At 66.6% G+C, this 23,106-nt stretch carries 20 protein-coding genes; 11 read left to right on the top strand and 9 right to left on the bottom strand.

Going from position 1 to position 23,106, the window contains the following annotated elements:
- The 6 genes from AvAM_RS22800 to AvAM_RS22775 are packed head-to-tail and all read right to left on the bottom strand — an operon-like array spanning position 1 to position 6,800.
- Positions 1 to 1,284, bottom strand: coding sequence for an amino acid deaminase (locus AvAM_RS22800; protein WP_137749197.1), 1,284 nt, complete (start codon positions 1,282 to 1,284; stop codon positions 1 to 3).
- Positions 1,281 to 2,303 carry an ABC transporter ATP-binding protein gene (locus AvAM_RS22795; protein WP_171012379.1) on the bottom strand — a complete coding sequence of 341 codons (1,023 nt, stop codon included), beginning with the start codon at positions 2,301 to 2,303 and terminating at the stop codon, positions 1,281 to 1,283. The genes AvAM_RS22800 and AvAM_RS22795 overlap by 4 nt, the downstream gene beginning before the upstream one ends.
- Positions 2,300 to 3,364: an ABC transporter ATP-binding protein gene (locus AvAM_RS22790; RefSeq protein WP_137749196.1), complete on the bottom strand. Its 1,065-nt coding sequence runs from the start codon at positions 3,362 to 3,364 to the stop codon at positions 2,300 to 2,302. The genes AvAM_RS22795 and AvAM_RS22790 overlap by 4 nt, the downstream gene beginning before the upstream one ends.
- Positions 3,361 to 4,224: an ABC transporter permease gene (locus AvAM_RS22785; RefSeq protein WP_137749195.1), complete on the bottom strand. Its 864-nt coding sequence runs from the start codon at positions 4,222 to 4,224 to the stop codon at positions 3,361 to 3,363. The genes AvAM_RS22790 and AvAM_RS22785 overlap by 4 nt, the downstream gene beginning before the upstream one ends.
- Entirely contained in the window at positions 4,221 to 5,171 is a 951-nt protein-coding gene (locus tag AvAM_RS22780; RefSeq protein ID WP_137749194.1) for an ABC transporter permease, read from the bottom strand. The genes AvAM_RS22785 and AvAM_RS22780 overlap by 4 nt, the downstream gene beginning before the upstream one ends.
- Positions 5,172 to 5,189: 18 nt before the next feature.
- Positions 5,190 to 6,800, bottom strand: a complete 1,611-nt coding sequence (locus AvAM_RS22775; protein ID WP_137749193.1) for an ABC transporter substrate-binding protein — start codon at positions 6,798 to 6,800, stop codon at positions 5,190 to 5,192.
- A 117-nt stretch (positions 6,801 to 6,917) separates the two neighbouring features.
- Between AvAM_RS22775 and AvAM_RS22770 the strand changes: the two genes are divergently transcribed.
- Entirely contained in the window at positions 6,918 to 7,307 is a 390-nt protein-coding gene (locus AvAM_RS22770; protein WP_010466576.1) for a RidA family protein, read from the top strand.
- 3 nt (positions 7,308 to 7,310) lie between these two features.
- The gene (locus AvAM_RS22765; RefSeq protein ID WP_137749192.1) at positions 7,311 to 8,270 is read left to right on the top strand and encodes a sugar kinase; all 960 of its coding nucleotides are present in this window, start codon (positions 7,311 to 7,313) and stop codon (positions 8,268 to 8,270) included.
- A gap of 156 nt (positions 8,271 to 8,426) precedes the next feature.
- Here the strand turns inward: AvAM_RS22765 and rocF are convergent, their stop codons facing one another.
- Positions 8,427 to 9,380, bottom strand: a complete 954-nt coding sequence (rocF, locus tag AvAM_RS22760; protein WP_137749191.1) for an arginase — start codon at positions 9,378 to 9,380, stop codon at positions 8,427 to 8,429.
- 209 nt (positions 9,381 to 9,589) lie between these two features.
- On the opposite strand from rocF, the gene holA reads away from it, so the two are divergent.
- Positions 9,590 to 10,645, top strand: coding sequence for a DNA polymerase III subunit delta (gene holA, locus AvAM_RS22755; protein ID WP_137749190.1), 1,056 nt, complete (start codon positions 9,590 to 9,592; stop codon positions 10,643 to 10,645).
- A gap of 44 nt (positions 10,646 to 10,689) precedes the next feature.
- Positions 10,690 to 12,207, top strand: coding sequence for a caspase family protein (locus AvAM_RS22750; protein ID WP_137749189.1), 1,518 nt, complete (start codon positions 10,690 to 10,692; stop codon positions 12,205 to 12,207).
- Between the two features lie 72 nt (positions 12,208 to 12,279).
- Here AvAM_RS22750 and AvAM_RS22745 read toward each other — a convergent pair whose 3' ends face one another.
- Positions 12,280 to 12,564, bottom strand: coding sequence for a hypothetical protein (locus tag AvAM_RS22745; RefSeq protein WP_137749188.1), 285 nt, complete (start codon positions 12,562 to 12,564; stop codon positions 12,280 to 12,282).
- A gap of 63 nt (positions 12,565 to 12,627) precedes the next feature.
- Between AvAM_RS22745 and AvAM_RS22740 the strand changes: the two genes are divergently transcribed.
- The 7 genes from AvAM_RS22740 (at position 12,628) to gshB (ending at position 22,893) form a co-directional block, all read left to right on the top strand.
- Entirely contained in the window at positions 12,628 to 13,908 is a 1,281-nt protein-coding gene (locus AvAM_RS22740) for a glutamate-5-semialdehyde dehydrogenase (RefSeq protein WP_137749187.1), read from the top strand.
- 61 nt (positions 13,909 to 13,969) lie between these two features.
- Entirely contained in the window at positions 13,970 to 15,424 is a 1,455-nt protein-coding gene (gene trkA / locus AvAM_RS22735) for a Trk system potassium transporter TrkA (RefSeq protein WP_137749186.1), read from the top strand.
- A gap of 199 nt (positions 15,425 to 15,623) precedes the next feature.
- Positions 15,624 to 17,090, top strand: coding sequence for a TrkH family potassium uptake protein (locus tag AvAM_RS22730; protein ID WP_137749185.1), 1,467 nt, complete (start codon positions 15,624 to 15,626; stop codon positions 17,088 to 17,090).
- A gap of 88 nt (positions 17,091 to 17,178) precedes the next feature.
- The gene (gene gshA, locus AvAM_RS22725) at positions 17,179 to 18,474 is read left to right on the top strand and encodes a glutamate--cysteine ligase (protein ID WP_063461747.1); all 1,296 of its coding nucleotides are present in this window, start codon (positions 17,179 to 17,181) and stop codon (positions 18,472 to 18,474) included.
- Between the two features lie 212 nt (positions 18,475 to 18,686).
- Positions 18,687 to 20,555 (top strand): potassium transporter Kup, encoded by a 1,869-nt coding sequence (locus tag AvAM_RS22720; protein ID WP_137749184.1) that lies wholly within the window; start codon positions 18,687 to 18,689, stop codon positions 20,553 to 20,555.
- A 142-nt stretch (positions 20,556 to 20,697) separates the two neighbouring features.
- Positions 20,698 to 21,885 (top strand): benzoate/H(+) symporter BenE family transporter, encoded by a 1,188-nt coding sequence (locus AvAM_RS22715; protein ID WP_137749183.1) that lies wholly within the window; start codon positions 20,698 to 20,700, stop codon positions 21,883 to 21,885.
- Between the two features lie 51 nt (positions 21,886 to 21,936).
- Complete coding sequence (gene gshB, locus AvAM_RS22710; protein WP_137749182.1) at positions 21,937 to 22,893, top strand: glutathione synthase; 957 nt, start codon at positions 21,937 to 21,939, stop codon at positions 22,891 to 22,893.
- A 26-nt stretch (positions 22,894 to 22,919) separates the two neighbouring features.
- On the opposite strand, the gene AvAM_RS25825 is transcribed toward gshB, so the two are convergent.
- On the bottom strand, positions 22,920 to 23,106 hold a 187-nt coding region (locus AvAM_RS25825), incomplete at its 5' end, for a hypothetical protein (RefSeq protein ID WP_212742298.1).

The raw sequence follows: 23,106 nt of genomic DNA, 5'->3' as shown, positions 1-23,106 counted from the left end.
TCAAAAACGGGTGCTGATGGCGCGGGTGATGGTGCCTTCGTCGTCCACGACGGGCAGCCAGCGCCATTTGTCAAAAGTGGTGCAGGGGTGCGAAATGCCCAGGGCCACCCGGTCGCCCACGGCGGGGGCGGGGCCTGTTGCGGGGTCGTAGCGCAGGTAGGCGTGGTGGTCGTTGAGCGCGCTCACCGTCCACCCGGTGGGGGTGCTGGCAGCGCGGCGCTCGTGGCGCGGCGCCCAGCGCACGGGCACGGGCATCTCCAGATCGTACGAGACATCACGCCGCCCGCCGCTGAGCAGGGCCAGCCCAGGCTCGGGCACCGATTGCACCAGGGTCCAGACTTCGAGCGCAGGGCGCAGCGAGGCGTCCAGCCCCTCGCGCTGCTCCACATGCTTCAAGAAGCGCTGGTAGTTGCCATGGTCGTGCGTGATGTAGCAGCCCGAGCGCAGCACGCCCAGCACGGGCTTGGACAAGCCCTGGGTGCGCAGCAGCGGGATGACAAGGTCGAACACGGCCGAGCCGCCTGCGGTGAGCAGGATCTCGGCATCGGCAAACAGGCCCTGCGCATCGCACGCGCGGGCCACTGCGGTCACGCGGCGCACCAGTGCCGTGACTTCGCGTGCATCGTGCTCGCTGTCGCAGCGGGCCACGCCGCCCTCGTAGCATTCCACGCCGCCCAGCTGCACGGCGGGCGATTGGGCGATGGACTGGGCCAGCGCCAAAGCCTCTTCCAGCGTGCGGCAGCCGGTGCGCTGGCCGGGCACGCCCATCTCCAGCAGGGTGTCCAGGCGTTTTTCTCCGCGCGCAGTGTGGCCGCGCCGCTCGGCCCAGTCTTCAATGCAGCGCAGCTGCGCCAGGCTGTCGATGAGGAACCACACGCGCAGGTCGGCGTGGCGCTGCAGCAGTGCGTGCAGGCCGTCCAGGTCGGCATCGCCCAGCACCTGGTTGGCGATGATGGCGCGGCGCGCACCGGCCTCCACCCCCACGCTGAGCTGGTACACGGTGGCAAAGGTCAGGCCCCAGGCGCCCGCCTGCAGCTGCTCTGCAAACAGCTCGGGCGACAGCGTGGTCTTGCCGTGCGGCGCCAGGGCCACGCCCTTGCGCTCGGCATAGGCCTGCATCCACGCCAGGTTGTGGGCCAGGGCACTTTCGCGGATGACGGCAATGGGCAAGGGCAGGTCGCCCGCCAGCACGTTCCAGCCGCGCTGGCCCAGGTCGGCGGGGCGGCAGGGCGTGGCGTGCAGGGGGTAGCCCTTGCAGCGGTGGTCGAGTAGGAAGTCGGTCATGGTGCGGGGTGTGTTGGTGCGGTTTTCCAGCAGGCGTGCAGGTGGCCGGGGGCCACTTCGCGCAGCTGCATGTCGGCGCTGGCGCAGCGCGCCTCGGCCTGTGGGCAGCGGGTGCGGAACACGCAGCCCGAGGGCGGGTTGGCCGGGCTGGGCAGGTCGCCTTGCAGCAGCGCAATGCTGCGGCGCTGGGCGGGGTCAGGGATGGGTGCGGCGGCCAGCAGGGCCTGGGTGTAGGGATGCTGGGGCGTGGCGTACAGCGCCTCGGTCGGGGCGATCTCCATCACCCGGCCCAGGTACAGCACCACCACGCGGTCGCACAGGTACTCCACCACATCCAGATCGTGCGAGATGAACAGCAGCGTCAGGCCCAACTGCTCTTTCAGCTCGCCCAGCAGGTTCACGACCTGTGCCTGGATGGACACGTCCAGCGCCGACAGTGGCTCGTCGGCCACGATGAACTGGGGCTCCACCGCCAGCGCACGCGCAATGCCAATGCGCTGGCGCTGCCCGCCCGAGAACTCGTGCGGAAAACGCTCTGCATGCTCGGGCCGCAGGCCCACCTGCTCCAGCAACTGGTGGATGCGCGGCAGGCGTGCAGCGCCCTTGGCCAGGCCGTGCGTATCCAGCGCCTCGGCCAGCACATCGCGGATGCGCATACGGGGGTTCAGGCTGGCGTAGGGGTCTTGAAAAATGATCTGGATCTGCGAGCGCAGCGGCCGGTATTGCGACTGCGAGAGCTGGGCCAGGTCTTGCGGCGCAGCGCCGCCGTGGTAACGCATGGCGCCGCTCGTCGGGTCTACCAGGCGCGTGAGCAGGCGGCCAATGGTGCTCTTGCCCGAGCCCGATTCGCCCACCAGGCCCAGGGTCTCGCCCCGGTGGATGGTGAAGTTCACGTCGTCCACCGCACGCACGGGGTGTGGGCCGCTGCCAAAGTGCTTGCGCAGGTGGGCAATTTCCAAAAGCGGTGCAGCGGTATCGGGTGGGGCCATGGTGGGGTGTGGGTTCAGGACGGCGTTCATGCGCTCACCTCGGCGGGTTCGGCGTGTTCCTCGCGGTGCAGGCAGCGCACCATGCGGCGTGGGCCAGCAGCCTCTAGCGCGGGCATGGCGTGGGTGCAGTCGGGTTGCTGGCGGGCGCAGCGCGGCGCAAAGGCGCAGCCGGGTGGCGGCGAAAGCGGGCTGGACACCTGGCCCGGTATGGCCACCAGTTGCCGCCTGCCGTGGGCGGGCGTGCCTGCGGCCAGGGCTTGCCGCCGGGCCACGCCGGGCAGGCAGGCCAGCAGGCCGCGCGTGTAGGGGTGCTCGGGCCGTGCGAACAGGTCGTGCACAGGTGCGGACTCGACAATGCGCCCGGCGTACATCACGGCCACGGCGTCTGCGTATTGCGCCACCACACCCAGGTTGTGCGTGATGAACAGCATGCTCATGCCGGTCTCTTTCTGCAGCCGCCCCATCAACGACAGGATCTGCGCCTGGATGGTCACGTCCAGCGCGGTGGTGGGCTCGTCGGCAATCAGCAGCGTGGGGTTGCAGGCCATGGCCAGCGCAATCATCACGCGCTGGCGCATGCCGCCCGAGAGCTGGTGCGGGTACTCGTGCACGCGCTGCGCAGCGGCGGGGATCTCGACCAGCTCCAGCATGCGGCGGGCATGGGCCAGCGCTGCGCTGCGGTCCATCTTCAGGTGCAGGCGGGCCGATTCGGCAATCTGCTCGCCCACCGTCAGCACCGGGTTCAGGCTGGTCATGGGTTCCTGGAAGATCATGGCCAGCTCGTTGCCGCGCAACGTGCGCTTCTCGGCCTCGGGCATCGCCAGCAAATCGACCTTGCGGCCGTCGCGCTGCACAAACCGGGCCTGGCCCGTGACCTGCGCTTGAGAAGTGCGGGCGTGCAGGCCCATGAGGGTGAGGCTGGTCACCGACTTGCCCGAGCCCGATTCGCCCACCAACGCCAGCGTCTCGCCGGGGTGGATGGCAAAGGACACATCGGCCACGCTCTGGATGCGGCCCGCATCGGTGGCGAACGAGGTGGACAGGCCGCTGACTTCGAGCCGCGGCGCGGCGCTCATCGTGAGGGAGGTCATACGGTCTTCTTCAGTTTGGGGTCGAGCAGGTCGCGCACGCCGTCGCCCAGCATCTGCAGCGACAGGGCCGTGAGCACGATGGCCACGCCGGGGGCAAAGATGGTCCAGAACGCCTTGTCGGCATAGTCCAGGCTGCCCGCAATCATGGTGCCCCAGGTGGGGATGTCGGGCGGCACGCCCACGCCCAGAAAGGACAGGCCCGCCTCGGCCAGGATGGCGTAGGCAAAGATGAACGTCACCTGCACCAGGATGGGCGACATCAGGTTGGGCAGGATGTGGCGCCACAGGATGAGGTGCGTGCGCACGCCCAGGGCGCGTGCTGCGTCCACAAACAGCAGCTCGCGCAGCACCAGCGTGGTGGCGCGCACCACGCGGGCCACACGCGGGGTGTAGACGATGACCAGCGCCAGCATCACGTTCCACAGCGACACGCCCAGGATGGACACGAGGGCAATGCCCAGCAGGATGTCGGGGAAGGACATCATCGCGTCCACCAAGCGCATCAGCGGGGCGTCGAGCTTGCGGAAGAACCCCGCCAGCATGCCCAGCAGCGTGCCCAGCAGTACGGCGCCCGCAGCGGTGACCAGGCCAATCAGCAGCGAGTAGCGCGCGCCGTGCACGATGCGCAGCAACACGTCGCGGCCCAGTTCGTCGGTGCCTGCCCAGTGCGCGCCCGAAGGCGCGTGCAGGCGCTCGCTGATGGACAGGGCGTTGGGGTCGGCGTCAGACACCCAGGGGAACACAACGGCAACGGTGGCCACCAGTGCAATCACGATGGCTGCAGCCAGCACCACCTTGCGGGCGAACAGGCGGCGCAGCACGGCCCGCAGGCGGTGCCAGAAAGAAGGGCTCGGGTTCATGGGGCTTCCAGGCGGATACGGGGGTCCACCAGCGTGTACAGAAAGTCGATGGCCAGGTTGATGAAGACGTAGATGGCGGCAATCACCAAGAGCGTGCCCTGGATCACGGGGTAGTCGCGCCGCAGCACGGCCCGCACCACCAGGTTGCCCACGCCGGGCAGGTTGAAGACGGTCTCGGTCACCACGGTGCCACCAATCATCAGCGCCATGGTCAGCCCCAGCACGGTGACGATGGGCACCAGCGCATTGCGCAGCACATGCTTGACCATGATGGTGCCCTCGGGTAGGCCCTTGGCGCGGGCGGTACGCACGTAGTCTTCGCCCAGGATGTCGAGCATGGACGCGCGCGTGAAACGGATGATGAGCGCTGAATTGAGCAGCCCCAGCACCAGCGCGGGCAGCATGAGGTGCGACAGCCGCTCGCCCAGCGTGGCCGTGGGGTCGCCATAGCCCGAGGCGGGAAACCACCCCAACTTGACCGCAAACAGCTGGATGAGGATGAGGCCCAACCAGAAGCTGGGCACGCTCGCGCCCAGCATGGCCACGCCGCTCACGGCCTGGTCAGTGGCGCTACCGCGCCAGACGGCGGCGGCCATGCCGCAGGGCACGCCCACCAGCGCGGCAATGCCCACGGCAAACAGCGCGAGGAACAGCGTGGGCTCGGCCCGCTCCAGCAGGGCCTGGGCCACGGGGCGCTGCAGAAACAGCGACTGCCCCAGGTTGCCCTGCAGCAGCTCGCCCACCCACAGCGCAAACTGCACGGGCAGGGGTTGGTCCAGCCCATACTGCGCGCGGGCCTGGGCAATGTCGGCGGCGGTGGCCTGGTCACCCAGCAGCAGCGCCACCGGGTCGCCTGAGGCCAGCCGCGTGAGGCAGAACACCAGCACTGCCACCAGGGCCAGCACCACCACGGCGCCGCCCAGGCGCTTCAACAGAAATCGCATCATGGTGCTGTCTGCCCCTGCTTACTTGGCCAGTCCCGTGTTCCAGAAGAACGGCCAGATGGCCGGTGTGTAGCCTTGCAGCTTGGCCGAGCGGGCCGACAAGCCATTGAACTTGCCCACTTCGATGAACGGCACTTCGTCGTACACCACCTGCTGCACCTTGCCCCACAGCGGGCCGCGCTTGGCAGGGTTGGTCTCCTGGTTGAAGGCAGCCAGCGCGGCCTTCTTGTCGGCCGAGTCCCACCAGCCTGGCGCGCCATCACCCAGCTGTGGCGGCGAGAGCATGGGCTCGGGGAACAGGCCCGAGTGGGTGAAGTACACGTCCCACAGCTTGGGGTCGTTGCGGCGCTGCACCAGCGTGGCCCAGTCCACCACCTGCAGCTCGGTCTTGAAGCCCGCCTTCTTGAGCTGCTCGGACATCACTAGCGCCATGTTGTAGTGGAACTCGTACTGGCGGCTGGCCATGATGCGCACGGGCTGGCCGCCGTAGCTGGCCTTGGCTGCCTGGTCCTTGGCGGCTTGCGGGTTGCGCTCGTTGTAGAGCTTGCTGCCAGCGTCCGAGTAATACGGCGTGCCCTTGGGGAAGAAGTTGGGCTCCACCACAAAGAATCGGTTGTCGCCAAAGCCTGCGGCCAGCAGCTCGCCCGTGCCCACGGCGGTCTGCACCGCGCGGCGCAGGGGCTGCGAGGCCAGCACGCCTTCCTTGGTGTTGAACACGATGTACGGAAAGCCAAAGTTCTTGGTCACGATGGGCACCACGGCGGGGGCGCCTTTTTCGACGCGGCCAATGGCCTCCACGGGCAGCAGGTCTGCGTACTGGAACTGGCCCGAGAGCGCGCCTTCGACGCGCGTATTGGCGCTGGGTACGGGCACAAAGCGCAGTTCATCGAGCAGCGCCTCGCGCTTGCCTGCGTAGCCGCTGGCGGCTTCCTTGCGGCTGGCGTAGCCGTCAAAACGCACCAGCACGGTGAACTGGTCGGGGCGGCGTTCCTTGAACTGGTAAGGGCCGGTGCCGATGAAGTCCTTGAGCTGGGGCGCAATGCTCTCCTTGGCCATGATGGCGGCCATGCCGCTGGGCAGGGCCAGCTGGGCTAGCAGCGGGGCGTAAGGATTTTTCAGCTTCAGTTCCACCGCCAGTGCGCCCTTGGCGGTGAGCGAGGCCACTTCCTTGCCCACGGCCTTGCCACGGGGGTTCAGCTCCATCCAGCGCTGCAGCGAGGCCACCACGTCCTCGGCCGTCATCTCGCGGCCGTTGTGGAACTTCACGCCCTTGCGCAGGGGAATGGTGTAGGTCAGCCCGTCCTTGGAGACGGTGGGCAGGCCCTCGGCCAGCATGGGGGCGATGGCCCAGTTGGCGTCGAAGGTGTACAGCGGCTCGTACACGTGCTGCATGATGGTGCCCACCAGGTCGGCGGTGCTCACCATGGGGTCCAGGCCCTGGGGCTCGCCCACCATGGCGAGGTTGGCGGCGCCGCCCTTGGATGGGGTGGCGGGGGCCGTTTGGGCCCAGCTGGCGCTGCAGGCCAGGGTGAGGGCGGCGGTCAGCGCCGCAGCGCCCAGCAGGTTGCGGCGGCCCCGCAGTTCAAGCGTTGGCAGCGGATGCTGCACCAGATTGGTTCCAGACGTTTGCATTGCACACCTCGAAGTAATAGGATTACACGAATAAGCACATTCGATGCCAGAATTGCGAACGAGATGGGCATTTCTGGAAGGAAGTGTGTAATATCTTTACTCAAAGGAGCGTTTTTCATGCCAGTAGAAACCCTCGGCCAAGCGCCGCTCGCGTCCGATCGCCTCGCACGCCCCCTCTCGCCCGCCACCCGTGCTGGCGACTTCGTTTTTGTCTCGGGCCAGGTGCCCACCGACGACCAGGGCCAGGTCGTTGTCGGCGGCATCGAGGCGCAGACACGCCAGGTGTTCCAGCGCGTCAAAGATGCTTTGGCCCTGGCCGATTGCACCCTGGCCGATGTGGCCAAGGTCAGTGTCTGGCTGGCCGATGCGCGCGACTTCGGCAGCTTCAACCGCGTGTACATGGAGTGTTTTGGCGACCACCGCCCCGCACGCTCCACGGTCGAGTCGCGCCTGATGATCGACGCCAAGGTCGAGATCGACGTGACGGCCTACAAGCCGCGCGGCTGAGCCATGACCACGGCCAAACAACCCGCGTGGGACGTGGTGGCGCTGGGCGAGGCGCTGGTGGAGTTCAACCAGACCCGCCCCGGCGAGCCGCAGTACCTGCAGGGCTTTGGGGGCGACACCAGCAACGCCGTGATCGCTGCCGCCCGCGCGGGCGCACGCACTGCATACCTTACGCGCCTGGGCAGCGATGCCTTTGGCCAGGCCCTGCTGGACCTGTGGGCGCGCGAGGGCGTGGACACCACGGCGGTGGAGCGCGATGCGCAGCACCCCACGGGCATCTACTTTGTGACGCACGGTGCAGCGGGGCATGAGTTCAGCTACCTGCGCGCGGGCTCGGCCGCGAGCCGCATGGCACCCGCGTGGCTGGCAGATGAATCGGTGGATGGGCCCGCTGCCGTGCTGCAGCAGTGCCGCATCCTGCATGTGTCGGGCATCTCGCTGGCAGTGTCAGCCTCGGCGTGCGACACGGCCTATGAGGCCATGCGCGTGGCCCGGGCCGCCGGTGCGCGCGTGGCGTTCGACCCCAACCTGCGCCTCAAGCTCTGGCCCCTGGCGCGGGCGCGGGCCTGCATCGCGCATGCGGTGTCGCTGTGCGACATCTTCCTGCCGGGGCTCGATGACATGGCCGCGCTGCTGGGCCTGCACGATGCCGATGCCATTGCCGACTGGGGCCACGCGCAGGGCGCCGCCACGGTGGTCGTCAAGCTCGGGGCCGATGGGGTGTTGCTGAGCAGCGCCGACCCCGCTGTGCCACGCCAGCGTGTGGCGGGCCGCAGCGTGGCGCTGGTGGATGCCACGGGGGCAGGCGACTGCTTCGATGGCAACTTGCTCGCGCGCTTGGCGCTGGGTGACGACCTGGCCGCTGCCGTGCGCTATGCCAACACGGCGGCATCGCTCACCGTGCAGGGTTTTGGCGCCGTGGCGCCGCTGCCTACCGCGCAGCTAGTGCAGGCGCTTCTGTAGCGCCGCGCCGCCGCGCTCACCCGTTCGGGCTGCGGCCTGCTGTCTGAACGGGTGGGGCGACGGGTTCTGAGAAAAAATGGCCGTTACCGCGCGACCATCATGCCTTTGTAGCTATCAAATTAATAGTTGATGTGTGTGTCGCGGCTGGGCCGCTCCTCACACCGGCCGTGTGCGCATCAGCGTGCTCTTGCCAAACAGCGACTCCACCAGGTCCACCGCCAGCACGGCGGTCTTGTTGCGCACGTCCAGGGCCGGGTTCAGCTCCACGATGTCGAGCGAGGCCAGGCGGCCGCTGTCGGCAATCATCTCCATGCACAGTTGCGCCTCGCGGTAGGTCGGGCCGCCGGGCACCGTGGTGCCCACGCCGGGCGCAATGTCGGGGTCCAGAAAATCCACGTCAAAGCTCACATGCAGGTGGGTGTGGGCGTCCATGCCCGCCAGTGCGCGCTCCATCACTTGGCGCATGCCCACCTCGTCGATGGCGCGCATGTCAAACACCTCCAGGCCCTGCTCGTGCACAAAGCGCTTTTCGCCCTCGTCCACGCTGCGGATGCCGATCTGGCGGATCTGCTCGGGCCGCAGCGCCGGGCCACCGCCGGGCATGGCCGCCAGCTGTGTCAGCTCGGTCGGGCCAAAGCCGCACAGACAGGCCACGGGCATGCCGTGCACGTTGCCGCTGGGGGTGAGTTCGCTGGTGTTGAAGTCGGCATGCGCATCGAGCCACAGCACGCGCAGCTTCTTGCCACTTTCGGCGCAGTGGCGGGCCACGGCGCTGATGCTGCCCAGGCCCAGGCTGTGGTCGCCGCCCAGCATGATGGGCAGGTGGCCCAGCTGCAGCTCGGCATACACGGCGTCGTACACCAGCCGGTTCCACTGCGCCACCTCGGGCAGGTGGCGGTAGCCGTCCACCGGGGGCTGCCAGGGGTTGGAGGGGCCGCTCAGGTTGCCCCGGTCAAACACCTGCAGCCCATGCAGCTCCAGTGCCGCCTGCAAGCCCGCCACGCGCAGGGCCTCGGGGCCCATGGATGCACCGCGTGCCCCGGCGCCGATGTCGGTGGGGGCCCCGATCAGGCTGGTGGGCTGGGCGCTGCGCAGGGTGTTGGGGGGCATGGTCAAAGGCTTTCTGGACGGGCAGGGTGGACAAGGGCCGCGGTGGGCCAGGCCGCAGCGCGGGCGGTGGCGCCCGGGCATTCTCGGGGCTTTGGGTGCCAATGAACAGTGCGCGGGCTGATCAGTCCGCCACGGCTTTTGTGCACTGTGCAGCCGCGCTCTGGCCATTTGCACAAAACCCGGTGGGGCGAGGCGATAAACTTTGCCGCATGCAAGTCGCCCTGGCCCAACTCTCTCAGCATCTTCAACGGGGCCTGTCGCCGCTTTATGTCTTGCATGGCGACGAGCCTTTGCTGCAGCAGGAAGCCGCCGACGCCATCCGCGCCACGGCCCGCGCCCAGGGCTACACCGAGCGCAGCAGTTACACCGTGGCGGGCGCCCATTTCGACTGGAGCGCCGTGCTGGCCGCCGGTGGCTCGCTCAGCCTGTTTGCCGACAAGCAGATCGTCGAGATCCGCATCCCCTCGGGCAAGCCCGGCAAGGACGGCAGCGTGGCCCTGCAGCAGGTGGCCGAATCCGCACGCGGCAACGACAGCACCCTCACGCTGGTGATGCTGCCGCGCCTGGACAAGGCCACACGCACCGGCGCCTGGTTTGCCGCGCTGGAAGGCTGCGGCGTCTCTATTCAGATCGACCCCATCGAGCGCGGCATGCTGCCGCAGTGGATCGCCCAGCGCCTGGCCGCGCAGGGCCAGCGCGTGGTGGCAGGCGAGGAAGGCCAGCGCACCCTGCAGTTTTTTGCCGACCGGGTGGAAGGCAACCTGCTGGCTGCGCACCAGGAAATTCAAAAGCTCGCGCTGCTGCACCCGGCGGGCGAACTGACCCAGGCCCAGGTCGAGGCCGCCGTGCTCAATGTGGCGCGCTACGACGTGTTCAAGCTCTCCGAATCCGTGCTGTCGGGCCACACCGCCCGCGTGCAGCGCATGCTCGACGGCCTGCAGGCCGAGGGCGAGGCCGAGGTGCTGGTGCACTGGGCGCTGGCCGAAGACATCCGCGCCTTGAAGCGCGTGAAAGACGCCATGAACGCCGGCCGCCCCCTGCCCATGGCTCTGCGCGAAAACCGCATCTGGGGCCCCAAGGAGCGCTTGTTCGAGCGCATCCTGCCCAAGGCCAGCGACGCCGCCCTGGCGCGCCTGCTGCAGTCGGCCCACACGGTGGATGGCATCGTCAAAGGCCTCAAGCAGCCCGATTGGCCGCAGGACGGCTGGCAGGCGCTGCAAAGGCTGGCGCTGCAGGTGTGCAGGTTGACGCAGGCGGCGCGGTAAAGTGATTCCCTGAATTTTCAACCCGTGTTGCAGGAGCGTTGCCGATGCCCCGTCCGATCTTCCGTATCCGGTCCTCCCTGCACATCGGCCTTGTGGCCCTGGCGCTGGCGGGGTTCTCTGCCGCAGCCCAGGCGCCGCTCGATGTCCGCATCGCGCTGGTCATCGGCAATGCGTCCTATCCGGGTGGTGCAGCGTTGTCCAATCCGCTCAACGATGCCCAGGCCATGGGCGCCCTGCTGCGCAAGGTGGGGTTCACGGTGGTGGAGGTGCGTGATGGGTCCCGCGCCCAGATGACCGATGCCCTGGAGCTGGTTTCTGCGGCGCTGCGCGGCAAGCAGGGGGTGGGGATGCTGTACTACGCGGGCCACGGGCTGCAGCTGGACTGGCGCAACTACATGGTTCCCGTGGATGCCACGCTGCGCACGGCGGCCGATGTTCCCGCCCAGTCGGTGGATGTCAGCGCGGTGATCGCGGGCTTCAAGGCGGCGGGGAACCGCATGAACATCGTGGTGCTCGACGCCTGCCGTGACAACCCGTTCCAGGGCGCGGGAACCAGTAAGGGGCTGGCCCAGCAGGATGCCCCGCCGGGAACCTTCCTGGCCTATGCCACCGCGCCGGGCAACGTGGCCGACGATGGCGAGGGCGGCAATGGCCTGTACACCGGTTTCCTGGTGCAGGAGCTGGCCAAGCCTGCGACCCGCATCGAAGACGTTTTCAAGCGCGTGCGCCTGCAGGTGCGCCAGAAAAGCGGGGGCCGCCAGATCCCCTGGGAAAGCACCAGCCTCGAAGACGATTTTTTCTTCAACGAACCCAAGCCGGCCTCCGTCGCCCCGCTGGAGAAAGCGCGCGAGGCAGCTTTCCCGCAGGAAAAGGCCGACTGGGACAAGATCAAGACATCGCGGGTTGCCAACGATTTTTATGAGTTCCTGAACAAATACCCCAGTGGCCTCATCAGCGAGACGGCGCAGGACAAGCTGCAACGTCTCGACGTGGCCAAGGTCACGGCAACGCCGGTGCAGGGCCGCGATGCCATCACCCGGCGCACCATCCGGGTGGGCGACACCACGGAATACGTCTACCGCGACCTGCTCACCCAGCTGGAGCAAAAGCGGGAGACCCTGAAAGTCACCTCGGTCACCGACGAGTTGATCGAATTCAACGGCGGCAAGGTCGTCTGGACTGTGGGCGGGGCGACCGTGAAAAACGACCAGGGCCTGGAGTTCGATCCGCCCGTGCAGACCCTGCCCGTGGGGGAGATCCAGCTGGGCAAGCGGTGGGCCACGCGGTCCAACTTCCTGGTGCCGAACCGCAATGTGCGTGGCTGGACGGAAGAGGACAGCTTTGTCGTGGGCTATGAGGAGGTCGAGGTGCCAGCAGGCCGCTTCAAGGCCTGGCGCATCGACACCAAGATGCGCACCGAGTCGGGGCTGTTTGCTCAGATCACCAACTGGGTGACTTCCGACGGCCGCTTGGTGAAGTACGTCCGCAAAGGCCGCACGCGGGATGGCAGGGATGCCAGCTGGATGCGCGAGATGACCCGCTTCGAGCCCGGTCCGGGCTGAGAAACCTTTACCAAAATGTGCTTCTGCGCTCGTCCATCAAGCGCTGGATGCTATAAAAAGAGTAGTAACGGCTCAGGCGGCGCCCAGCACCCCCCGCGCCTTCTCCGCCCACATCTGCAAATTCGCCACCAGGTCCTTCTGGCTGAACGAGCAGCTTTCCTCTGAAAACAGCGCGCTCGATTCCAGCCGGTCCAGCAGGTTCAGCAGTACCTCGCCATAGCGCGGGGGCAGGGTGGCGAGCAGGGCGGTTTGCTGGCGGGCCAGGGTGCTCAGGGCGGCGGCGGTGTGGTCGCCGCGTTCAAAGGCCTGCAGGGCTTCGGTCAGGGTGGCGAGCTGGGTGGGGGCGGTGTCGGTCATGGCCAAGGGGATGCGAGTAGGGCTAGGCCGCAAGGGTAAAGCCAAGTGCGGCAAAATCGCCAGATGAACGCCCTCCACGTCGCTGAATACACGCATTCTCTTGGTCTCCAGGCCAAAACGGCCTCTGCGCTGATGGCCAAAGCGCCAGCAGCTATCAAAAACAAAGCACTCAAGGCGCTGGCCCGGCTGCTGCGCGAGAACGTGGATGCGCTGCAGATCGACAACGCCAAGGACCTGGAGCGCGCCCGCGCCGCCGGGCTGGCCGAGCCCATGGTGGACCGCCTCAAGCTCAGCCCCAAGGTGCTGGAGACCTGCGCCGAAGGCTGCGAACAACTCGCCGCCATGCCCGACATCATTGGCGAGATCCTGGGCATGAAGCAGCAGCCTAGCGGCATCCGCGTGGGGCAGATGCGCGTGCCGATTGGTGTGTTCGGCATGATCTACGAGAGCCGGCCCAACGTGACCATCGAGGCCGCGTCGCTGTCCATCAAGAGCGGCAACGCCTGCATCCTGCGTGGCGGCTCCGAGGCGATTGACTCGAACAAGGCGCTGGCCAAGCTGGTGCAGCAGGCGCTGGCCGAGGCGGGCCTGCCGCAGGACGCAGTGCAGCTGGTGCAGACCACCGACCGCGAGGCCGTGGGCCAGCTCATTGCCATGCCGCAGTTTGTGGACGTGATCATCCCGCGCGGCGGCAAGGGCCTGATCGAGCGCATCAGCCGCGATGCCAAGGTGCCCGTCATCAAGCACCTGGACGGCAACTGCCACACCTATGTGGACGACCCCTGCGACATCGCCATGGCTGTCAAGGTGGCCGACAACGCCAAAACGAACAAGTACAGCCCCTGCAACGCGAGCGAAGGCCTCTTGGTGGCGCGCGGCGTGGCGGCGGACTTCTTGCCGAAGATCGGTGCCGTATACGCCGCCAAGGGCGTGGAGATGCGGGGCTGCCCCGAGTCGCTGGCCATCCTGCAGTCGGTGCCAAGTGCCAACCTGGTGCCCGCCACCGAACAGGACTGGAGCGAGGAATACCTGGCCCCGATCATCAGCGTGAAGATCGTGGCTGGGGTTGATGAGGCCATTGCCCACATCAACCACTATTCGAGCCACCACACCGATGCCATCCTGACGACGAACCATGTCCACGCCCAGCGTTTCCTGCGCGAGGTGGATTCGGCCAGCGTGATGGTGAACGCCAGCACGCGTTTTGCCGATGGTTTCGAGTACGGCCTGGGCGCCGAAATTGGCATCAGCACCGACAAGTTCCATGCGCGCGGGCCGGTGGGCCTCGAAGGGCTGACCTCGCTCAAGTACGTGGTGCTGGGCGAGGGCGAGGTGCGGGGTTGATTTGCTATTGTTTCGGTAGCTGCTAACGCATGCCAGTCGCGCGCAGGGGCTCTGTTTCTTTATGAAAATCATCATCCTCGGCGCGGGCCGTGTGGGCCAGAGCGTGGCAGACAGCCTGGTGTCGGAGCGCAACGACATCACGGTGATCGACACCGACGCCGCGCGCCTGCGCGACCTGGAGTCGCGGTTTGACCTGCGCGGGGTGGTGGGCAACGGCATCGAGCCCGCTGTGCTGGCCGAGGCAGGCGCCGAGGACACCGACCTGCTGATCGCCTGCGCCGCGCAGGACGAGACCAACCTGGTGTGCTGCAAGATCGCGCAGCTGATGTTCAACATCCCCAAGCGGATTGCGCGCGTGCGCTCCGGCGGGTTCCAGGGCGACGACCGGCTGGTGGGCCCCGAGGGCTTTGCGGTGGACCGCATCATCTGCCCCGAGGAGTCCCTCACCCGCTACATCGGCAAGCTCATCGACTACCCCGAGGCCATGCAGGTGCGCGAGTTTGCGGGTGGCCGCGCCTGCCTGGTGTCAGGCCGGGCCCGGCCCGGTGCGCCCATGGTGGGCCCCACGATTGGCGAGCTGCGCGAACGTGCGCCCGAGATGGCGATGCGCATGGTGGCCATTTACCGGCGCTTCGCCGACGAGCCCGACCGTTTCATCGCCTGCGACGGCGCGACCCGCATCGAACCGGGCGACGAGGTGTTTGTGCTGGCGGCCCATGAGCACATCGCCCAGGTGCTGGCGGCCCTGCACCGCCCGGTCTCGCAGCAGGCCCAGCTGGTGCGCCGCATCATGATCGCGGGCGGTGGCGGGGTGGGCTTGCGTCTGGCGCGGCAGTTGGCGCAGACGCCGGGGCGCTTCCACATCAAGATCATCGAAGACCATCCCGACCGCTGTGTGGAGTTGGCGTCGGCGCTTCCGTCCGACGTGCTGGTGCTGCAGGGCGACACCACCGACGAGGACCTGCTGGGCGACGAGGGCATCGAGGAGGTGGACCTGTTCCTCGCGCTCACCGATGACGACGAGGACAACATCATGTCGTGCCTGCTGGCCAAGCGCATGGGCGCGAGCCGCGTGCTGGCGCTCATCAACCGCCGCAGTTATGCCGACCTGATGCACGGCACGCAGATCGACATTGCGCTGTCGCCTGCGCAGGCCATGCTGGGCGAGCTGCTGGCCTATGTGCGCCAGGGCGACGTGCAGGCGGTGCACAGCCTGCGCCGGGGCGTGGCCGAGGCGCTGGAGATCGTGGCGCGCGGTGACCGCAAAAGCTCGAAGGTGGTGGGCCGCAAGGTCAGCGATCTGCAACTGCCGCGCGACGTGCACATCGGCCTGATCGTGCGCGGGCTGCCCGATGCCTCCGGCCCTGCTCCGGGCCCCCTGCGCGAGCCCGAGGTCATCATTCCGCGCAGCGCGACGGTGATCGAGAGCAACGACCATGTGGTGTTTTTCCTGCCCAACAAGCGGCTGGTGCGTGACGTGGAAAAGCTCTTCCGCGTGAGTGCGACGTTCTTCTGATGCACCCCCCTGAGTCGCTTCGCGCCTTCCCCCCGCTCTCGCCGCGCTGCGCGCTGCGGGCAGGGGGAGGCCGCCAGCGCACGCCAGCGAAGCGGAGCCTCTGCGGTGCGGCGGCCCTTGCGCGGCGGCCCGCGCCTGGGCTGCGCCAGTATCGACGGCTGCATTCGATGTCGGCCGCCACGGAGCATGGGCGCCCGTCATGACGGACATGTTTCCCGTTCTGCGCGTGCTGGGCATTCTGGTGATGACCTTCTCGCTGTCCATGGGCCTGCCGCTGGCGGTGTCGCTGTGGACGCGCGATGGTGTCTGGCATGTGTACCCGCTGTCCATGGGGGCCACCATGCTGGCGGGCGCTTGGCTGTGGTGGCGGCTGCGGCTGTTCCGGCAGGAGCTGCAGCCGCGCCACGGCGTGATGCTGGTGTCGCTGGTGTGGGCGCTGCTGCCCCTTTCGGCCGCGCTGCCGCTGATGCTGGCGGGGCACCACACCGGGCACCCGCTGTCGTTCACGCACGCGTATTTCGAGGCCGTGTCGGGGCTGACCACCACGGGCTCCACCGTGCTCACGGGGCTCGACGCGATGCCGGTGTCAGTGAATGTGTGGCGCACCTTTTTGCAGTGGATGGGCGGCATGGGCATCCTGATCCTGGCGGTGGCCGTGCTGCCGCTGCTGGGCGTGGGCGGCAGCCAGCTGTTCAAGGCCGAGGCGGCAGGGCCGCTGAAGGACACCAAGCTCACGCCGCGCATGACCGGCACGGCCAAGGGGCTCTGGGGCGTGTATGCACTGTTTTCGGTGTTGTGTGGCCTGGCCTACTGGGCGGGGGGCATGGCGCCGCTGGACGCGCTGATGCACATGTTCACCACCGTGAGCCTGGGCGGGTTGTCATCGCATGACCTGAGTTTTGGGTACTTCCAGTCTCCCTTGCTGGAGGCGATCTGCATCTTCTTCATGCTGGTGGCCAGCTGCAATTTTGCGCTGTACTTTGTGGCGTTTCGCAAGGGCCACTGGGGTGGTTTCTGGCGCGACCCGGAGCTGCGGGCCACGCTGTTTGCGCTGATCGGCGGCGGGCTGGTGGTGGCGCTGCTGCTGTGGGCCAAGGGCGTGTATGCGCCGCTGGAGGCATTGCGCCACGGCATGTTCAACCTGGTGTCGCTGGCCACCACCACCGGCTATGCCACGGTGGACTACCTCGCCTGGCCGGTGTTTGCACCCGTGTTCATGCTGCTGCTGTCGGGCGTGGCCACCAGCGCAGGTTCCACGGGCGGCGGGATCAAGATGGTGCGCATGCTCATCCTGGTCAAGCAGGCGCGGCGCGAGATGAACCGCCTGGTGCACCCGCGTGCCGTGCAGCCGGTGTGCCTGGGCGGCGGCGTGGTGGACAACCGGGTGATTTTTTCGGTGCTGGCCTTCATGCTGGTGTATGGCGGCACGGTGTTTGGCCTGAGCATGGTGATGCTGCTGACCGACCTGGACCCGGTGACGGCGTTTTCGGTGGTGCTGGCCAGCGTCAATTGCGCGGGCCCCGGCCTGGGCAGCGTGGGGCCGGCTTCCAACTACGCGGTGCTGACTGATTTCCAGATCTGGGTGTGCACACTGGCCATGCTGCTGGGGCGGTTGGAGATTCTGAGTTTCATGGCGTTGCTCACGCCCGCCTTCTGGCGCCGTTGATGCGGCTGGTGCGCTGCCCGCCTTGCGAAAAGGGAAGGCGGCCCCAAATCCCTACAATTCGTCCGCAATTTGCTTCCCGAGGGCACTTATGGTTCCGCATCTCATCACGGCCCTCACGGGGCCGATCAACGAACTCGAACAGCGCATTCTTGACTCGATGCCCGCCATCGAACGCTGGTTCCGCCTGGAATGGATGGAGCACACGCCGCCGTTCTACACCTCGGTGGACATCCGCAACGCGGGCTTCAAGCTGGCTCCGGTGGACACCAACCTCTACCCCGGCGGCTGGAACAACCTGACCAAGGAGATGCTGCCCCTGGCCGTGCAGGCCGCCATGGCCGCCATCGAGAAGATCTGCCCCGAGGCGCGCAATCTGTTGATCATCCCGGAGAACCACACGCGCAATACCTTCTACCTGGCCAATGTGGTGCAGCTGCAGCGCATCTTCAACATGGCAGGCCTGAACGTGCGCGTAGGCTCCATCAGCCCCGAGATCAAGAAGTCCACGCTGATCGAGCTGCCCAACGGCGACTCGGTGACGCTGGAACCCGTGGTCCGCAACAAGGGGCGCCTGGGGCTCAAGAATTTTGACCCCTGCACCATCCTGCTCAACAACGACCTGTCGGCCGGCGCGCCCGGCATTCTGGAAGACATCCACGAGCAGTACCTGCTGCCCCCGCTGCACGCGGGCTGGAGCGTGCGCAGGAAGAGCACCCACTTCAAGAACTACGAAGAGGTGGCCAAGCGTTTCGGCAAGATGCTGGGCATCGACCCCTGGCTCATCAACCCCATGTACAGCCAGTGCGACGGCGTGGACTTTGCCGAAGACAAAGGCATGGACAAGCTGCAGACCACGGTGGATGCACTGCTGACGAAGGTGCGCCGCAAATACAAGGAATACGGCATCAACGAAAAGCCGTTTGTGATCGTCAAGGCCAACAACGGCACCTACGGCATGGGCATCATGACCGTGCGCGATGCCAAGGAGCTGGATGCGGTCAACCGCAAGACCAAGAACAAGATGGCCGTCATCAAGGACGGCCAGCCGGTCAACGACCTCATCATCCAGGAAGGCGTGCTGACGCAGGAGCGCGTGCATGAGGCCGTGGCCGAGCCCGTGGTCTACATGATGGACCGCTACGTGGTGGGCGGCTTCTACCGCATGCACGCCGAGCGCGGCGTGGACGAGAACCTGAATGCGCCTGGCGCGAGTTTTGTGCCGCTGGCCTTTGAGCACAGCACCCACATGCCCCAGCCCGGCGTGCGCCCGGGGGTGAGTGCGCCCAACCGCTTCTATATGTATGGGGTGGTGGCGCGCCTGGCGATGCTGGCGGCCAGCTACGAGCTGGAGGCGACCAATCCGGACGCCGAGGTGTATGACTGAAAAGGGGTGGCGCCCCTTGAGGCGCTTCGCTGAATCTCTCCTGAGGGGGCGACGTCGCCTGGGTCCTGCCATGCCCGCGCCCGCCTGCCAAGGGCGAGTTGCTGCGTTGCAACATGGGGTGCTGCCCCCAGGCGCTTGATCTGGCTCAGGCGCACAATAGCGTTCCCAAAAGTAACAGAACCCCGGCGGCCTGCGCATGCCGGGTGCGGTCAGTGCAAAGCTCCAAATCCTCGCTCGCAGCGCTCACGCTGGGCGCCATCGGTGTTGTGTATGGCGATATCGGCACCAGCGTGCTGTATGCCGTCAAAGAGGTGTTCGGGTCGGGCCATGTGCCTTTCACCCCGGACAACATCTACGGCATCCTCTCGATCTTTTTCTGGACGCTCACCGTCATCGTCTCGCTGAAGTACGTGGTGCTGGTGCTGCGCGCCGACAACCACGGCGAAGGCGGCCTGATCGCGATGCTGGCCCTGGCTTCCCAAGCCGTCAAAGACAAGCCCCGGCTGCGCGGCGTGCTGCTGGCGGTGGGCATCTTCGGCACCTCGCTGTTCTATGGCGACGGGGTCATCACCCCGGCCATCTCGGTGCTGTCGGCGGTCGAGGGGCTGGAGGTGGTGTCGCCTCACTTCAAGCAGTACGTGATCCCCATCACCCTGGTCGTGCTGTTTTGCCTGTTTGCCGTGCAAAAGCGCGGCACCGGGGGCATCGGCAAGTTCTTCGGGCCCATCACCCTGGTGTGGTTCGTCAGTATTGCGCTGCTGGGGGTGTCGCACATCGTGGGCCATCCTGAGATCCTCTGGGCGCTGAGCCCGCACCACGCGCTGGGCTTCATGTGGGCCAACCCGGGCACCAGCTTCATCATTTTGGGCGCGGTGGTGCTGTGCGTGACGGGCGCCGAGGCGCTGTATGCCGACCTGGGCCACTTCGGCAAGCGGCCCATCCGCCTGGCCTGGTTCAGCGTGGCCATGCCGGCGCTCACGCTCAACTACTTTGGCCAGGGCGCGTTGCTGCTGGCCGAGCCCGAGGCCGTGAAGAACCCCTTCTACATGATGGCCCCCGACTGGGCGCTGATCCCGCTGGTGGTGTTGGCGACCATGGCCACGGTGATCGCATCGCAGGCGCTGATCACCGGTGCCTTCAGCGTGACCAAGCAGGTCATCCAGCTCGGCTACCTGCCGCGCCTGAACATCCAGCACACCAGCGTGCGCGACACGGGGCAGATCTACATGCCGCTCGTGAACTGGGGGCTGTTTGCCGCCATCGTGCTGGCCGTGGTGATGTTCCGCTCGTCCAGCAACCTGGCCGCCGCCTATGGCATTGCCGTGACGCTGGACATGCTGATCACCACCACGCTCACCTTCTTCGTGATCCGCTACGGCTGGCGCTACCCGCTGGTGCTGTGCATCGCAGCCACGGGCTGCTTCTTTGTGGTGGACCTGGCGTTTTTTGCTTCCAACCTGCTCAAGCTGTTCCAGGGCGGCTGGTTCCCCCTGCTGATCGGCGGTATCGTGTTCGCCTTCATGATGACCTGGAAGGAAGGGCGCCGCCTGCTCAACGACAAGCTGCGCGCCGATGCGATCGACCTGAAGGACTTCCTGGAGTCGGTCTTCATCAGCCCGCCCACGCGGGTGGACGGCACGGCCGTCTTCCTCACGGCCGAGACGGGCGCTGTGCCCAATGCGCTGCTGCACAACCTCAAGCACAACAAGGTGCTGCACCAGCAGAACCTCTTTGTGACGGTGCACAACCACGAAACGCCCTGGATCGGCCTGGACAAGCGCCTGCAGGTCGAATCGCTGGGCCACGACTGCTGGCAGGTGGTGATCCACTACGGTTTCAAGAACGACCCCGACGTGCCGCGTGCTCTGGAGCTGCTGCGCGGCCGGGGCTGCGAGCTGGAGGCCATGACCACCAGCTACTTCCTCTCGCGCGACACCGTCATCCCCACCATGGGTGGCGGCATGGCGCCTTGGCGCGAAAAGCTGTTTGCCCAGATGCACCACAACGCCAGCGGCGCAGCCGATTTTCTGCACCTGCCGAACAACGCGGTGGTCGAGCTGGGGTCTAAGATCGAGATTTGAGCGGATTGTTTGGGCTTTTTAGGCCTTCTGCGCGCGACCATTAAGCAAAGTTTGCTATTGAAAATATAGCTAAATGATGGCTGGCGCAGAAGCCCCACCCCCGTGCAGGGCGTGGTGGGGGCGCGGTGCCAGAATCCAGCCCATGCAATTTTTCAAAGACCTGAGCCTCTCGACCTTTGTCGCGGGGTTCGTGGCGGTGCTGGTGGGCTTCACCAGTTCAGTGGCCATCGTGTTCCAGGCGGCGCAGGCGTTTGGCGCCACGCCCGCGCAGGTCACCTCATGGATGTGGGCGCTGGGCCTGGGTATGGGCCTGTGCTCGCTGGTGCCTTCGCTGATCCTGCGGCAGCCCGTCATGGTGGCCTGGTCCACCCCCGGTGCGGCCGTGCTGGCCACTGCAGGGCTGGCCGGGGGTTTCAGCATGGGCGAGGCCGTGGGGGCGTTCATGGTGAGTGCGGTGCTCATCACCCTGGCGGGCGTGACCCGATGGTTCGAGCGCGTGATGAACCGCATCCCGATGGAGATCGCTGCTGCCTTGCTCGCCGGTGTGCTGGCGCGGTTCGGCCTGCAGGCATTTGCCGCCGCCCAGACGGCGCTGCCGCTGGTGCTGCTCATGCTGCTGGTGTACCTGCTTAGCCGCCGCTGGCTGGCACGTTACGCCGTGGTCATCACGCTGGCGGCGGCCGTGGCGTATGCGGCCTCACAGGGGCAGATGGCCTGGGGGGCGGTGCAGCTGGAGCTGGCCCTGCCGGTGTTCATGGCGCCCGAATTCAGTGTGGCGGCTCTCATCAGTCTGGCGATTCCGCTGTTCGTGGTCACTATGGCTTCGCAGAACCTGCCGGGGGTGGCGGTGATCCGCGCGTCGGGCTACAACCTGCCGGTGTCCCGCCTCATCACCCTCACCGGGCTGGCCACCCTGGTCCTGGCCCCGTTTGGTGCCTTTGCGCTGAACTTCAGTGCCATCACCGCCGCCATGTGCATGGGCCCGGAGGCGCATGAAGACCGCAGCCGCCGTTACACGGCAGCAGTGTCCTGTGGTGCCCTGTACGTGGCGATCGGGTTGTTTGGCGCGGTCATCACCGGGCTGCTGACGGCTTTTCCCAAGGAACTGGTTGTGGCCATCGCCGGGCTGGCGCTGCTGGGCACCATTGGCAATGGCCTGGCAGCCGCCTTGCGGGACGAGCCCCACCGGGAGGCGGCGCTCATCACTTTCCTGGTCACGCTCAGTGGCGTGGTGGTGGCGGGGGTGGGCTCGGCCTTCTGGGGCGTGGTCGCGGGCAGCATTGCTTTATTTGTGCAACAGTACAGGCGTTCATCGGCGGGGCGTGTCTAGTCCCCTCCGCTGCCTGGGCCACCGGCCCATCCACTTTTCTGATCCGACACCATGAAACTGCTTTTCATTGCCGATCCGCTGCACAGCTTCAAGATCTACAAGGACACCACCTTTGCCATGATGCGCGAGGCGCAGCGGCGCGGCCACACCCTGGCGGTGTGCGAGCCGCAGCATGTGACCTGGCAACGCGGGGGCAAGGTCACGGCCCGGGTCCGGGACATCCATCTCACGGGGGATGCGGACCACTGGTATGACGCCCAGGCGGAGCGCAGTGCTGTGCTGGCAGATTTCGACGCGGTGCTCATGCGCAAGGACCCTCCCTTCGACAGCGAATATTTCTATGCCACCCACCTGCTGGAGCAGGCCGAGCGCGAAGGCGCCAAGGTGTTCAACAAGCCCCGGGCCTTGCGCGACCACCCCGAAAAACTGGCGATCATGGAGTTTCCCCAGTTCATCGGCCCCACGCTGGTCACGCGCGATGCGGCAGACATCCAGCGCTTCCATGCCGAGCACCAGGACATCATCCTCAAGCCCCTGGACGGCATGGGCGGCATGGGCATCTTCCGCGTCGGTCCCGATGGCCTGAACCTGGGCAGCATCACCGAAACCTTGAATCGCCATGGCGCGCAGAGTGTGATGGTGCAGAAGTTCCTTCCCGAGATCGTCGATGGGGACAAGCGCGTGCTCATCATCGGCGGCAAGGCCGTGCCCTTCTGTCTGGCCCGCATCCCGCAGGGCAGTGAAGTACGCGGCAACCTCGCGGCTGGCGGCAAGGGCGTCGCCAGGCCTCTGTCTGCGCGAGACCGGGAGATCGGCGAGACACTGGGGCCCATCCTGTTGTCGCGGGGCCTGCTGCTGGCGGGGGTGGACGTGATCGGCGACTGCGTGACCGAGATCAATGTCACCAGCCCCACCTGCTTCCAAGAGATCTTCGACCAGACAGGGTGTGATGTCGCTTTCTTGTTTGTGGATGCCCTGGAAGCGGCCGTTGCGGCCCATCGGGGCTGAATTGGCTGGAGGGAGGTGGTTTCTTTTCAAACCGCCTCAACCCATGCTATAGTCGAGGGCTTCGCTTCTGAAGCACTTGTTTTGGCAATCTGATTGTCTGGTGCGGTGCTCGGTAGCTGGTGGTGATGCTCTTTGGGGTTGTGCTGCTGGTGATCGAAGAGGTTGAAGAAAAGTTTTGTCTTTGTGTCTGGGTGCTTAAAAACTCGGTATAGA

It is taken from the genome of Acidovorax sp. NB1, assembly GCF_005405905.1.
Lineage (GTDB): Bacteria > Pseudomonadota > Gammaproteobacteria > Burkholderiales > Burkholderiaceae_C > Acidovorax.
This window is presented reverse-complemented; position numbering and strand designations above follow the sequence as displayed.